12 protein-coding genes and 1 tRNA gene are annotated in these 13,444 nt (G+C 66.1%); 10 read left to right on the plus strand and 3 right to left on the minus strand.

What is annotated here, in order from left to right:
- Window positions 1-86 precede the first annotated feature (86 nt).
- Window positions 87-983 (minus strand): phosphoserine phosphatase SerB, encoded by an 897-nt coding sequence (gene serB, locus HY058_03310; protein MBI3496315.1) that lies wholly within the window; start codon window positions 981-983, stop codon window positions 87-89.
- Here serB and miaA point away from each other — a divergent pair.
- The 10 genes from miaA (at window position 982) to HY058_03360 (ending at window position 11,890) form a co-directional block, all read left to right on the plus strand.
- On the plus strand, window positions 982-1,974 hold the full coding sequence (miaA, locus tag HY058_03315) for a tRNA (adenosine(37)-N6)-dimethylallyltransferase MiaA (protein ID MBI3496316.1): 993 nt from the start codon (window positions 982-984) through the stop codon (window positions 1,972-1,974). The genes serB and miaA overlap by 2 nt on opposite strands.
- A 152-nt stretch (window positions 1,975-2,126) precedes the next feature.
- Window positions 2,127-3,872, plus strand: coding sequence for an acetolactate synthase 3 large subunit (locus HY058_03320; GenBank protein ID MBI3496317.1), 1,746 nt, complete (start codon window positions 2,127-2,129; stop codon window positions 3,870-3,872).
- A gap of 40 nt (window positions 3,873-3,912) precedes the next feature.
- Window positions 3,913-4,422 (plus strand): acetolactate synthase small subunit, encoded by a 510-nt coding sequence (gene ilvN, locus HY058_03325; GenBank protein MBI3496318.1) that lies wholly within the window; start codon window positions 3,913-3,915, stop codon window positions 4,420-4,422.
- Window positions 4,423-4,443: 21 nt separating this feature from the next.
- Window positions 4,444-5,463, plus strand: a complete 1,020-nt coding sequence (gene ilvC, locus HY058_03330) for a ketol-acid reductoisomerase (GenBank protein ID MBI3496319.1) — start codon at window positions 4,444-4,446, stop codon at window positions 5,461-5,463.
- Window positions 5,464-6,017: 554 nt separating this feature from the next.
- Window positions 6,018-7,574, plus strand: a complete 1,557-nt coding sequence (locus HY058_03335) for a 2-isopropylmalate synthase (GenBank protein MBI3496320.1) — start codon at window positions 6,018-6,020, stop codon at window positions 7,572-7,574.
- Window positions 7,575-7,657: 83 nt separating this feature from the next.
- On the plus strand, window positions 7,658-8,389 hold the full coding sequence (locus HY058_03340; protein MBI3496321.1) for a rod shape-determining protein: 732 nt from the start codon (window positions 7,658-7,660) through the stop codon (window positions 8,387-8,389).
- Between the two features lie 68 nt (window positions 8,390-8,457).
- On the plus strand, window positions 8,458-9,339 hold the full coding sequence (gene mreC, locus HY058_03345) for a rod shape-determining protein MreC (GenBank protein ID MBI3496322.1): 882 nt from the start codon (window positions 8,458-8,460) through the stop codon (window positions 9,337-9,339).
- Complete coding sequence (gene mreD, locus HY058_03350; GenBank protein ID MBI3496323.1) at window positions 9,336-9,845, plus strand: rod shape-determining protein MreD; 510 nt, start codon at window positions 9,336-9,338, stop codon at window positions 9,843-9,845. The genes mreC and mreD overlap by 4 nt, the downstream gene beginning before the upstream one ends.
- 4 nt (window positions 9,846-9,849) lie before the next feature.
- Window positions 9,850-11,745: a penicillin-binding protein 2 gene (gene mrdA / locus HY058_03355; GenBank protein MBI3496324.1), complete on the plus strand. Its 1,896-nt coding sequence runs from the start codon at window positions 9,850-9,852 to the stop codon at window positions 11,743-11,745.
- Between the two features lie 69 nt (window positions 11,746-11,814).
- Window positions 11,815-11,890, plus strand: a tRNA-Lys gene (locus HY058_03360).
- A 233-nt stretch (window positions 11,891-12,123) separates the two neighbouring features.
- On the opposite strand, the gene HY058_03365 is transcribed toward HY058_03360, so the two are convergent.
- Both HY058_03365 and HY058_03370 read right to left on the minus strand, forming a co-directional pair.
- Complete coding sequence (locus HY058_03365) at window positions 12,124-13,239, minus strand: hypothetical protein (protein MBI3496325.1); 1,116 nt, start codon at window positions 13,237-13,239, stop codon at window positions 12,124-12,126.
- Window positions 13,236-13,385 carry a hypothetical protein gene (locus HY058_03370; GenBank protein MBI3496326.1) on the minus strand — a complete coding sequence of 50 codons (150 nt, stop codon included), beginning with the start codon at window positions 13,383-13,385 and terminating at the stop codon, window positions 13,236-13,238. Before HY058_03370 ends, HY058_03365 begins: the two co-directional genes overlap by 4 nt.
- Window positions 13,386-13,444 lie beyond the last annotated feature (59 nt).

Raw genomic sequence — 13,444 nt, forward strand, 5'->3', positions numbered from 1 at the left:
TTGCAACCGCTGGGCGATCATTCCCCGTGCGGCGGTGACATGGCAAGCGGACGACGGAGACGAAAGGCGCATATCGCCTTTCGGCCTCACTCCCTGAACTCGTCCTGCCTGTAGCCCTGCAGATAGAGAAGCGCGGTCAGGTCGCCGTGGTTGATGGCGAGCCGGGCTTCGGCGGCGACGATGGGCTTGGCGCGGAAGGCGACGCCGAAGCCGGCGGCGCCGAGCATGGCGAGGTCGTTGGCGCCGTCGCCGACCGCAAGGCTCGCATCGCCGGCCAGTCCGTGCGCGAGGGTGAACTCCTGGAGCGCGGCAAGCTTGGCGTCGCGATCGACGATCGGGGCGGCGAGACGGCCGGTGAGCTTGCCGTCGGCTATGTCGAGCACGTTCGAGCGATCGACATGGAAACCGCAGCGCTGGCGGATGGCGCCGGTGAAGAAGGTGAACCCGCCGGAGATCAAGGCGGTGAAGGCGCCGTGCTGGCGCATGGTCTGCACCAACGCGCGCGCGCCGGGAGTGAGCTCGGTCGCTGCCAGGGTCTTCTCCAGGGCGGTCACCGGCAGGCCCGCCAGCATCGCCACGCGCTCGCGGAGCGCCGCAGCGAAATCGATCTCGCCGTTCATCGAGCGCCTGGTGATCGCCGCGATCTTCTCCTTCAAGCCCGCGAAGGCCGCCATCTCATCCAGGGTCTCGGTGGTGACGATGGTCGAATCCATGTCGGCGATGAGCAGGCGCTTGCGCCTTCCGGCGGCCTCGATCAGGTTCGCATCGACCGGGGTCTCGCCGAGCGCTGCGCGCACCGCCGCCAGGCTCCGCTCCGGCGCAGCGGCGGCGAAGGGCAGATCGAGCGCGATGCCGGGGGCGAGCCAACGCGCCTCGCCAGGGCGGCTGCCGGCTGCCGCGAGGGCTTCGCGGGCGGCTTCGGCCAGATGGGAATCGACAACGGGCTTGGCCGGATTGGCGATGAGGCTGAGGATCGAAGGCATGGCGAGGGATAGCCGAGAGCCCGACCGCAAGTCCACCCCGCCATCGGCGGGGCGACGGCCGATCCTCATCGTTGCCGGGCCGACGGCGAGCGGCAAGTCCGGTCTCGCGGTCGCGCTGGCCGTGTCCCTGGGCGGTACCGTGATCAACGCCGACAGCATGCAGGTCTACCGCGAGCTGAGTGTGCTGACGGCGCGGCCGACGGAAGCGATGCTCGCCCGCGCCCCGCACCGTCTCTATGGCGTGCTCTCGGCGCGCGAGCTCTGCTCGGCCGGAAGCTGGCGGAGGCTGGCGCTGGCCGAGATTGCCGCAGCCGAGGCGGCCGGGCAGCTTCCGATCGTGACCGGCGGCACCGGGCTCTATCTCCGGGCGCTGACCCAGGGCCTGGCGCCGATCCCTCCGATCCCGGCCGAGGTCAGAGACCGCGTGCGCCGGCGCTACGAGGCGATCGGCGCCGCCGCGTTCCAAGCTGAGCTCGCCGCCCGCGACCCGGTGATGGGCGGCCGGATTCGCCCGGGCGATCGCCAGCGGCAGATACGGGCGGCCGAGGTCCTGGAGGCGACCGGCCGCTCGCTCGCCGATTGGCAGAGCGAGGCAGGGCAGGCGCCTGGCGAGCACGCCTTCATGACGCTTCTCATCATGCCGCCCCGCGCCGCCTTGTACGCGGCCGCGAATGCCAGGCTCGCCCGCATGCTGGAAGAGGGCGCGCTCGAAGAGGTGCGCGACCTGATGGCATTGGGCTTGAGCCCGGCGATGCCGGCCTTGAAGGCCTTGGGCGTGGCGGATCTCGGCCGGCACCTTGCCGGCGAGGTCTCGCTGGATGCGGCGCTGGCCGCTTCCCAGGCAGCGACGCGCCGCTATGCCAAGCGGCAGGTCACCTGGTTCCGCCACCAGCCCCTCCCGGCCACGATCCTCTTGGAGCAATATTACGAAAGTCTGCCCCCGGAAATCTTTGCGAAAATTCGTCAGTTTCTGTTGACCCCAGGGGATTGAGCTACTAGGTTCGCCCTCCCTAGGGCCGCGCTTGCGCAGCCAAAAGTCCCGGACTCCGGCCGATTTTCGGCCCAGTCGACGGGGCAATTCCGCAGGAACTCCGTGCCATGGCCGATCGCCCCGCCCCAAAAGTGACCGCTTCCAACGAGCCGATGTCGGGTGCCGACATCGTTCTCAAGGCGCTGGTCGACCAGGGCGTCGAGGTCATGTTCGGCTATCCCGGCGGGGCGGTGCTGCCGATCTACGACGCGCTCTTTAAGACCAACTCGGTCCGCCATGTCCTGGTGCGCCACGAGCAGGGTGCCGTGCATTCGGCCGAGGGCTATGCGCGCTCGACCGGCCGGGTCGGCGTGGTGCTGGTGACTTCCGGGCCGGGTGCGACCAATGCGGTGACCGGGCTGACCGACGCGCTCATGGATTCGATCCCGGTCGTCTGCCTCACCGGCCAGGTGCCCACGCATCTCATCGGCAACGATGCCTTCCAGGAAGCCGACACCACCGGCATCACCCGGCCCTGCACCAAGCACAACTACCTCGTCAAAGACATCAACGACCTCGCCCGCACCATGCACGAGGCCTTCTATGTGGCGCGCTCCGGCCGCCCGGGCCCGGTGGTGGTGGACCTGCCGAAGGACATTCAACTGGCGAAGGGGCCCTATGTCGGCCCCGAGGCGATCGAGCACAGGAGCTATCGGCCCCGGCGCCAGCCCGAGGCCGACCGCGTGGCCGAGGCGGTGGCGTTGCTCAGCCGGGCCAAGCGGCCGATCATCTATGCCGGCGGCGGCGTCATCAATTCCGGCCCGCGGGCGAGCGAGCTGCTCAGCCAGTTCGCGCATCTCACTGGCTTTCCCACCACCTTGACCTTGATGGGGCTGGGCGGTCTGCCCGCGTCCGACCCGCTGTTTCTCGGCATGCTCGGCATGCACGGCACCTACGAGGCCAACCTCGCCATGCACCACTGCGACGTCATGCTGGCGGTCGGCGCCCGCTTCGACGATCGCGTCACCGGCAAGCTCAGCGCCTTTGCTCCCAATTCGAAGAAGATCCACATCGACATCGACCCTTCCTCGATCAACAAGAACGTCCGCGTCGACGTGGCGGTGGTGGGCGACGTGGCCGAGACCCTGGAGGCGATGATCCAGTGCTGGAAGCGGACCAAGGCCGCTTCCGACGGCGGCGCCATCGCCGACTGGTGGAAGTCCATCGACGGCTGGCGGGCGCGCAACTGCCTCAGCTACCGCGGCTCGAAGACGATCATCAAACCGCAATACGCCCTCCAGCGCCTCTATGCGGCGACCAAGGATCTCGACACCTACATCACCACCGAGGTGGGCCAGCATCAGATGTGGGCGGCGCAGTTCTACAAGTTCGAGAAGCCGAACCGGTGGATGACCTCGGGCGGGCTCGGCACCATGGGTTACGGCCTGCCGGCCGCCATCGGCGTGCAGATGGCCCATCCCGACGCGCTGGTGATCGACGTCGCCGGCGAGGCCTCGATCCTCATGAACATCCAGGAGATGTCGACGGCCGTGCAGTACCGGCTGCCGGTCAAGGTCTTCATCCTCAACAACCAATGGATGGGCATGGTCCGCCAGTGGCAGGAGCTGATCCATGGCGGCCGCTACAGCGAGAGCTACACCGAGGCGCTGCCGGACTTCGTCAAGCTGGCCGAGGCCTTCGGCGGTGTCGGCTTGCGCGCGACCAAGCCCAGCGAGGTCGACGACGTCATCGCCGAGATGCTGAAGGCGAAGCGGCCGTGCATCGTCGACGTCCAGGTCGACCAGCGCGAGAACTGCTTCCCGATGATCCCCTCGGGTGCCGCCCACAACGAGATGATCCTCGGGCCCGATGAGCAGACTGTGACACCCACCTCCGAGGAAGGGATGGTCCTGGTCTAGGCGGAAACGCCTGGCCGGAACCGTCCCTCGGTTCGCGACGATGACCCAAGTGAAGATCGACACGCACGTGCTTGCCGTGCTCGTGGACAACGAGCCGGGCGTGCTGGCGCGCGTCATCGGGCTGTTCTCCGGCCGCGGCTACAACATCGAGAGCCTTACGGTGGCCGAGGTCGAAGCCGCCAAGCGGCTGTCGCGCATCACCGTCGTCACCTCCGGCACGCCGATGATCATCGAGCAGATCAAGGCGCAGCTCGATCGGCTGGTGCCGGTGCATGCGGTGCGCGACCTGACCATCGAAGGCCCGCATGTGGCGCGCGAGATGGCGCTCATCAAAGTGGCGGGGACCGGCGAGAAGCGGGTGGAATCGCTCCGCATCGCCGACGTCTTCCGCGCCCGCGTGGTCGATTCCACCACCGAGAGCTTCGTCTTCGAGATGACGGGCTCGACCGAGAAGCTGAATGCCTTCATCAACCTCATGCAGCCATTGGGCCTGGTCGATGTGAGCCGCACCGGCATCGTCGCCATCAGCCGCGGCCCAAAGCCGATCTGAATCGATAGGAAGGAGACCACCATGCGCGTCTATTACGATCGCGATGCGGATGTAAACCTGATCAAGACCAAGAAGGTCGCGATCATCGGCTATGGCAGCCAGGGGCATGCGCACGCCCTCAATCTGCGCGACTCCGGCGTCAAGGAGGTGCAGATCGCGCTTAAGCCCGGCTCGGCCAGCGCCAAGAAGGCGGAGGCGGCGAGCTTCAAGGTGCTGACGCCTGCCGAAGCGGCGAAATGGGCCGACGTCATGATGGTGGTGACGCCGGACGAGCACCAGGCGCAGCTCTGGCGCGACGACCTGAAGCCAAACATGCGCAAGGGTGCGGCGATTGCCTTCGCCCATGGCTTCAACATCCATTTCAACCTGGTCGAGCCCCGGCCCGATCTCGACGTCTTCATGGTGGCGCCGAAAGGCCCGGGCCACACCGTGCGCGCGGAATATGCGCGCGGCGGCGGCGTTCCCTGCCTGCTCGCGGTCGCCCAGGATGCCTCCGGCAATGCCCAGGAGATCGGTCTCTCCTACGCGTCTGCCATCGGCGGCGGCCGCGCCGGGGTCATCGAGACCACCTTCAAGGAGGAATGCGAGACCGATCTATTCGGTGAACAGACCGTTCTGTGCGGCGGGTTGACGGCCCTGATCATGGCCGGCTACGAGACCCTGGTCGAGGCCGGATATGCGCCGGAAATGGCGTATTTCGAGTGTCTGCACGAGGTGAAGCTGATCGTCGACCTCATCTATGAGGGCGGCATCGCCAATATGCGCTATTCCGTCTCCAACACCGCCGAATACGGCGACTACAGCCGCGGCCCGCGCATCATCAACGACGCGGTCAAAGCCGAGATGAAGCGGGTGCTCGGCGAGATCCAATCCGGCAAGTTCGCCCGGGAATGGGTGCTCGAGAACAATGCCGGCCAACCCAGCTTCAAAGCGATGCGCCGGCGCTCCGCCGAGCATGACATCGAGAAGGTCGGCGAGAAGCTCCGCGCCATGATGCCCTGGCTGAAGCAGAACCGCCTGGTCGACCGCACGCGCAACTAGCCGCTGGGCGCCTATCGCCCTCGCCGCAGCGGCCGTCGCCGGTGGCGAGGATGCGGCTGTGGTGATTCGCCGGCCGCCGGGGTGTGGCGCGAGCGCCAAACGGAATTCGCGCACCACCCTTCGCGTCTGCATGAAAAAAACGCGCAAAGTAGCGGATACACCACACAAAAACGTTGCGAGCGCAGGCACGAAAAGCGTACACATGTGCTTGCCGCGCCGCGCGTCGGGCAGTGTCCTTCGGGGGGCATGGTCTCGCGCTTCGAGACCCGAGCCGCTGCGGTGGCTCCGGTCCGCCGGTCTCGGCGGCTTTGAAAGGGGATGGACGGTGCGAACCTATGGGTTCGAAGGGAGTAGCGTGGACGCGGTGCGGGCCGATCGCCGCGCCGTGTGTCGGTTTGCCCCTGCAACCCTGCGGTGCCGTCGTCTCTTCGGGCTCGGGCTGCTGCGACTTAGCCGCCCCTGAGCGCCACCGTTCGCCATGCGATGCGACAGGTGTTCAGGGGTGTGATGGCTAGCGTGAACAGCAACCCCAATCGGCCCAAGGACCTCCCGCAATGATCTCCGCGACGCCAGACAAAGACCGCGTCGTCATCTTCGACACGACCTTGCGCGACGGCGAGCAATCGCCCGGTGCCTCGATGAATCTCGATGAGAAGCTGCGCATCGCCCTCGTCTTGGAAGAGATGGGCGTCGATGTGATCGAGGCCGGTTTCCCGATCTCCTCCAACGGCGACTTCGAGGCGGTCAGGCGCATCGCAGAAACGATCAAGGCCTCGACCGTCGCCGGTCTCGCGCGCGCCGCGCGCGGCGACATCGACCGCGCCGCGGAGGCGCTCAAGCAGGCCCGGCGCAAGCGCATCCACACCTTCATCTCGACCAGCCCTCTGCACATGAAGTTCAAGCTGCAGATGGAGCCCCAGCAGGTGCACCAGGCGGTCATCGACAGCGTGAGCCACGCGCGCCGCTACACCGACGATGTGGAATGGAGCCCGGAAGACGGTTCGCGCACCGAGCATGACTTCCTCTGCCGCTGCGTCGAGAGCGCGATCAAGGCGGGTGCGCGCACCATCAACATCCCCGACACCGTCGGCTATGCCGTGCCCGAGGAGTTCGGCGGCCTCATCGCCATGCTGAAGAACCGCGTACCCAACATCGACAAGGCGATCATCTCGGTGCATTGCCACAACGATCTGGGGCTCGCGGTCGCAAATTCCCTGGCCGCCGTCAACGCCGGCGCGCGCCAGGTCGAATGCACGATCAACGGGCTGGGCGAGCGCGCAGGCAATGCGGCGCTGGAAGAGATCGTCATGGCGCTGCGCACCCGCGCCGACGCCATGCCCTATACGACCGGCGTCAAGACCGAGCTCATCACCAAGGCCTCGCGCCTGGTCTCCACCATCACCGGCTTCGTGGTGCAGCCGAACAAGGCGATCGTCGGCGCCAACGCCTTCGCGCACGAGAGCGGCATCCACCAGGACGGGATGCTGAAGAACGCCCAGACCTACGAGATCATGACGCCGGAGTCCATCGGCCTCAACCGCTCGAAACTGGTCTTGGGCAAGCTCTCGGGCCGCACCGCCTTCAGGTCCAAGCTGAAGGAGCTGGGCTTCGAGCTGGGCGACAATGCGCTGAAGGAAGCCTTCGCGCGCTTCAAGGACCTGGCCGACAAGAAGCGCCATGTGTTCGACGAGGACATCGTGGCCTTGGTCGACGACGAGGTGGTGCGGACGAACGATCGCATTCGCTTCGTCAGCCTGCAGGTCGTCTGCGGCTCCAAGGGACCGCAAACCGCCGAGCTCGAGCTCATGGTCGACGGCGCGCTCAAAGCGACCAAGGCCGCCGGCGACGGGCCGGTCGATGCCACCTTCAACGCCATCAAGCAGCTCTACCCGCATGAAGCGCGGCTGACCCTGTTCCAGGTGCATGCGGTGACCGAAGGCACCGATGCCCAGGCGCAGGTGACCGTGCGCATGGAGGAGAACGGCAAATCCGTGAACGGCCAGGGCGCCGACGTCGACACGCTCGTCGCCGCCGCCCGCGCCTACGTGCATGCGCTCAACAAGCTCCTGGTCAAGCGCCAGAAGCACAAGCCGGAGGCGCTCACCGCCTGAGCCGACGCGTCTCCAAGGCTAGGGGGCGGGGGCAGACAGCGGCCGAGGGTCGGACGAAACGAGGAAGGACTAACTAGAAGAACATGTTTTCCAGGCTCTTGGGAATGCTGTCCGCGGACATGGCAATCGATCTCGGCACCGCCAACACGCTGGTCTACGTCAAGGGAAGAGGGATCGTGCTGAACGAGCCCTCCGTCGTCGCCATCGCCACGGTGCGCGGCAAGAAGACCGTGCTCGCGGTCGGCGACGAGGCGAAGCTCATGCTCGGGCGAACGCCGGGCAACATCTCCGCCATCCGTCCCTTGCGCGACGGCGTCATCGCCGACTTCGAGGTGGCGGAGGAGATGATCAAGCACTTCATCCGCAAGGTGCACAATCGACGCTCCTTCGCTAATCCGCAGATCATCGTCTGCGTGCCCTCGGGCTCGACCGCGGTCGAGCGCCGCGCCATCCAGGAATCGGCCGAGAGCGCCGGCGCCAGGCGGGTGTACCTGATCGAGGAGCCGATGGCGGCCGCGATCGGCGCCGGGCTGCCGGTGACCGAGCCGACGGGATCGATGGTGGTCGATATCGGCGGCGGCACCACCGAGGTCGCGGTCCTGTCCTTGGGCGGCATCGTCTATTCGCGCTCGGTGCGCGTCGGCGGCGACAAGATGGACGAGGCGATCATCGCCTATATCCGCCGCAACCATAATCTGCTCGTCGGCGAAGGCTCGGCCGAGCGCATCAAGAAGGAAATCGGCTCGGCGCTCGGCACCGGGCGCTGTCTCGAGGAGATGAAGACGCTGCGCAGCGTCCTCATCGGTTCGTACTAACCAAGGAGGGGCGGGGGTGATCCAGGAACAGGCACCGTCTCCTTCCCCTCGCTGACGGGGGAGCGAAGGTGCAGCCGCCGGTCCGACGTTCGTTCACCCGCATCGCCGAGCCGCTGCGCGGCTTGGCGCAGCGCTTTGCCTTCCTGCTTCTGGTGCTGGGCACCTTCGGCCTGATGGTCGTCGGCAAGGCCGACATCATCCTCATCGATCGGTTGCGCGCGGCCGTCGCCGACGGCGTGGCGCCGATCCTGGCATTCCTCTCCGAGCCGGCGGCCAGGGTGGCCGACGTGCTGCAGACCATGCGCGAGCTGGGTGAGCTGCGCCAGCAGAACCATGAGCTCAAGGTCGAGAACGAGCGGCTGAACCAGTGGCAGTTCGTGGCCAGGCGCATGGAAGCCGAGAACAACGCCTTGCGGCAGCTCTCGCGCCTGGTCATCGATCCGCCGGCGCATTTCATCACCGGCCGCGTGGTGGCCGATGGCGGCGGCGTGTTCGTGCGTTCGCTCCTGGTCGATGCCGGACGGCGCGCCGGCGCCGAGCGCGGCCAGGCGGTCTTGACCGCCGAAGGGCTGGTCGGCCGGGTCTCCGAGGTGGGCGAGCGCGCGGCCAGGGTGATCCTGCTGACCGATCTCAACAGCCGCATCCCGGTCTTGATCGAGGCCAGCCGCGACCGGGCGATGCTCACCGGCGACAACGGCGAACATCCGAGGCTCATGTACCTGCCGGCCACGGCGCGGGCGGTTCCGGGCGACCGCATCGTCACCTCGGGCGACGGGGGCGCCTTCCCGCCGGGGATTCCCGTGGGCGTGGTGATCGACTCCCCGGACAGCGGCATCCGGGTGCAGCCCTATGTGGACTTCACCCGGCTCGAATATGTGCGGCTGGTCGATTTCAAGCTGGACGCGCCGAGCGTGACCACCGAGGTGCCGCGCGGCCGGCCGAAGCGATGACGCCGGCGATCGCCCATTGGCTCGACGTCTGGGGCAGGCGATCGACACCGGTCCTTACCATCCTCATGCTCGTGCTCATCGGCGTCGTTCCCTTCTCCGTCCCCGGCCTGCCTCTGGTGGCACCGGCCGGGCCGATGATCGCGGTCTTCTATTGGGCGGTCTATCGCCCCGACCTCTTGCCGGCGGTCGCCGTCTTCGCCCTCGGCCTGGCTGAGGACGTGCTCGCGGGCACGCCGATCGGCGTCAGCTCGCTTGTCTATCTCTTCGTCTACGGCACATCCTTGAGCCAGAGGCGGGCGCTCCTCGGCAAGCCCTTCGTGCTGGCTTGGATGGTGCTTCTGGTGATCGGGCTGGGTGCCGCCGCGATCGCCTGGCTGCTCAACTCGATCCTCTTGAGCGCGCTGGTGCCGCCGCGCGCCCTCATCTTCCAGACCTTGGCGACGATCGTGCTGTTTCCATGCCTTGCCTGGGCGCTGGTGCGCGTCCACCGCTACCTGGTGCATTAGTCCGATGAAGTGGAACGACAAGGAGCAGGATCGCTCGCGGCTGTTCACCCGCCGCGCCAGCCTGATTGCCGGCGGCAAGCTGGCACTGCTGGCCACGCTGGTCGGGCGCATGTACTACCTGCAGATCTTGCAGAGCGACCGCTACCAGAAGCTGGCCGAGGACAACCGCATCAATCTCAGGCTGCTGGCGCCGCCACGCGGCCTCATCCTCGATCGCCATGGCACGCCGATCGCATCCAATCAGCAGAACTACCGCGTGGTGCTGGTGGCCGAAGAGACCGCCGACATCAATCTCAGCTTGGATGCGCTCTCGGAGCTGATTCCGCTCGCCGAGCGGGACCGCAGGCGCATCTTGCGCGAGGCCAAGCGCAAGCGGTCGTTCGTGCCGGTGCTGGTGCGCGACAATCTCTCCTGGGAGGAAGTGAGCCGGATCGAGGTGAACGCGCTCAAGCTGCCTGGGCTCTCGATCGAAGCGGGTCTCACGCGCAGCTACCCTTATGGCGAGACGACGACCCATGTCGTTGGCTATGTCGCCCCGGTCTCCGAGCAGGAGCTGACCGGCGACCCGCTTCTGGAGCTGCCGGAGCTCCGCATCGGCAAGAGTGGCGTTGAACGCTTCCACGATCTCGATCTTCGCGGCAACGCCGGCACCAGCCAGGTCGAGGTCAATGCGCTCGGCCGGGTGATCAGAGAGCTGAGCCGGGACGAAGGCAAGCCCGGACGCACCATCGGCCTCACCCTCGATATCGGCCTGCAGAACCTGGTCATGGCCCGGCTCGCCAAACAGGAGAGCGCATCGGCGGTGGTGATGAGCGTCGCCGACGGCGAAGTGTTGGCACTGGCCTCGCATCCCAGCTACGATCCCGCTGCCTTCGCCCGCGGCTTGACTGGCCAGGAATGGCAAGACCTGCTCAACCATCCCCGCCAGGCGCTCAACAACAAGGCGATCGCCGGACAGTATCCCCCGGGCTCCACCTTCAAGACGATGACCGCGCTGGCGGCGCTCGAGAGCGGCCTGCTCACGCCCTCGCACCGGGTCTCTTGTCCCGGGCATTTCGAGCTCGGCACGACGCGTTTCCATTGCTGGAAGCACGAAGGTCACGGCAGCCTCGACATGCTGCAAGGCATCTGCCAATCCTGCGACGTGTACTTTTACGATGTGGCGCGGCGGGTCGGCATGGAGCGCATCTCGGCCATGTCCCGCCGGTTCGGGCTCGGGAGCGATCTCGGCTTCGATCTTCCCGGCGTGCGCACGGGGCTTATACCCAGCAATGAATGGAAGCGGGCGTCGACCGGCGAGGCCTGGCAGCCCGGCGACACGGTCAACCTCGGCATTGGCCAGGGCTACATCACGGTGACGCCGTTGCAGCTGGCGACGATGGCGGCCCGGATTGCCAGCGGCCGTGCGGTGGTACCGCGCCTCACCCGCGAGCTCATCGGCAGCGATCGGGTGGCCGAAAAGGTCATCGAGGAAGCGCCCGATCTCGGCATCTCCCCGGCCAGCCTCGCCGTGATCCGCGCCGGCATGGACGCCGTCTCCAACGACATCGTGCATGGCACGGCGCGCAACAAGGATCAGCGTATCGCCGAACCTTCGATGCACATGGCCGGCAAGACCGGCAGCGCCCAGGTGAAGCGCATCACCCAGTATGAGCGCGACCACAAGCTCTTCGACCAGAAGAAATGGCCCTGGAAGGACCGCCACCACGCGCTCTTCATCGCCTTTGCGCCGGTGCAGGCGCCGGCCTATTGCTGCTCCGTGGTAGTCGAGCACGGCATGGGCGGCGCCAGCGCAGCAGCGCCGATCGCCCGCGATATTCTGCTGGAAGCGCAGACCCGCGACATCTTGCGTCGTGGACCCGTCGATAGGCTCGCCGGAGCGTCGACCACGAAAGGATGACGCAGCGTGGGGCGCCCGCCCTCGACAAGGCGGTGAGGCTTTGCTATACCCCCGCCCTCCCGAGCGGACGGGCTGTTAGCTCAGTTGGTAGAGCAGCTGACTCTTAATCAGCGGGTCGCAGGTTCGAGTCCTGCACAGCCCACCACTTTTCAGACTTTAGCGGGAACGGGTTAGCTTCACTTTTCAGACTTTCGTTGCCGCCCTGTCTCCCGGCGCCAGGCGTCCAGCCTGGTGATGGCGGCCCGCGCCAGGGTGGAATCCCAGGGAAGATAGACCTCGAGGATCCGGGTCACGGTCGCGGATTTGTGCCCCGAGACGTTGGCGATCTGGAGCGCGGTGCAGCCGTCGCGGCCGGGATTGATGGCGGCCGACCGGATCTCAGCCAGACACGATTGGCGCGGGCGGCGGCTCGACGGACGGACGTGGATGCAGGCTGGCCAGTCGCATGATCGTGTCCAGCCCCGGCATCATATCCGAAAGAATGAAATTCGCCCGCTTCTCCAGGCTGGTGCGCCTGCCGACGAACTGCTCCTGCCAGGTCAGGGTCTTCACGTCGAGGCCGCAGAGGATGCCGCCGATGATGTCATGCTGCCGCGTCACCGCATCGCGAAGATCGCCGAAGGCGTTCATGTTGATGTCATCCCAAAACACCTTCGCGGTCGCATCGAAGCTGTCGAGCAAGCCGCTTGTGGCTTTGCCGATACGGTCCAGCGCGTCGAGCATTTCCTCGCATTTCTGCTGGAAGCCGGTGTCGACGCGAAACCGCGATCCTTCCGCGGTCTCCCGCGTCCATGCGACGAAATCCGTCAGCTTCGGCTTGATATGCTCGAAGATGCTCCGGTAGTAGGCCATCGAGAGAAAGACGTCGCCGTATTCCTCGAGGAACGTCGGGATCTCCGCCAAGCCAATGCGCATCCGTTGTGCCAGGATCTGCAAATTGTGCAACGCCTCGGTCCGGTCGGGGTGCGAAAACAAGCCCACGAGCTGGTCGAAATCCGTAATCTTGTGGTCGCCGCCGCCATACACCTTCTGAATCAGCGGCAAGGTGAATACGCGCATGAACTCCACGAGCTTCTGCTTCTTGGCGTTCGACAGCTGGAGATGTTCGGTCGACGTCACCGCGATGCCAAGCCGGCGCAGCTGAATGCGCATGGTGTAGACATCGAAGCTGGCCATCACGGCGAGCCGCCTGAGGACGCTCAGATCGTCGAGCAGCTGTGCGCTGCTGTCGAAGTACGTAGGAAGGTCCTCGACCGTGATCTGCCCGCTGACCTTGTTGTCGACGCTGAACACCTCGATCACGGTCTCGAGACGAACATTCTTGGTCAATCGCCACTTCCGCAAGCCGATGGTTTTCAGGGGCAAGGAGGCCAGCGGCAGGAAATGCAGGGAATCCTTCTCATAATCCGCAATGCTTGCATGCGGACTCGACGCGGGCTCCTCAGTTGGGCGATCGCCTGATGATGCGTTCGGCACGTATTCGCCGCCTTTCAACCGGTCAGGATGCGGCGCTGGCCGAGCCCGATACCGTCGCAATACATCCAAATAAGAACGCCAAAATTCACAAAAACAGCCAAAGCCGAGAGATAGTAGTCTCTACGGGAAGACAATTCATCGAGAACGCCTTGGGTAAATTCCATCTTCTCTTCGCCGCTGGCTTGAACCAGTCGTCAAAGGCGCCTTGCTGTTATCACGGTCA

The sequence above is a fragment of the Pseudomonadota bacterium genome, from assembly GCA_016195085.1.
Classification (GTDB): Bacteria; Pseudomonadota; Alphaproteobacteria; order SHVZ01; family SHVZ01; genus JACQAG01.

Coding starts and splice junctions, on each gene's coding strand:
- mreD (MBI3496323.1), top strand. CDS start 9,336: ATGACGCCGGCGATCGCCCATTGGCTCGACGTCTGGGGCAGGCGATCG.
- miaA (MBI3496316.1), top strand. CDS start 982: ATGGCGAGGGATAGCCGAGAGCCCGACCGCAAGTCCACCCCGCCATCG.
- HY058_03370 (MBI3496326.1), bottom strand. CDS start 13,385: ATGGAATTTACCCAAGGCGTTCTCGATGAATTGTCTTCCCGTAGAGAC.
- HY058_03340 (MBI3496321.1), top strand. CDS start 7,658: ATGTTTTCCAGGCTCTTGGGAATGCTGTCCGCGGACATGGCAATCGAT.
- mrdA (MBI3496324.1), top strand. CDS start 9,850: ATGAAGTGGAACGACAAGGAGCAGGATCGCTCGCGGCTGTTCACCCGC.
- ilvC (MBI3496319.1), top strand. CDS start 4,444: ATGCGCGTCTATTACGATCGCGATGCGGATGTAAACCTGATCAAGACC.
- ilvN (MBI3496318.1), top strand. CDS start 3,913: ATGACCCAAGTGAAGATCGACACGCACGTGCTTGCCGTGCTCGTGGAC.
- HY058_03335 (MBI3496320.1), top strand. CDS start 6,018: ATGATCTCCGCGACGCCAGACAAAGACCGCGTCGTCATCTTCGACACG.
- HY058_03320 (MBI3496317.1), top strand. CDS start 2,127: ATGTCGGGTGCCGACATCGTTCTCAAGGCGCTGGTCGACCAGGGCGTC.
- serB (MBI3496315.1), bottom strand. CDS start 983: ATGCCTTCGATCCTCAGCCTCATCGCCAATCCGGCCAAGCCCGTTGTC.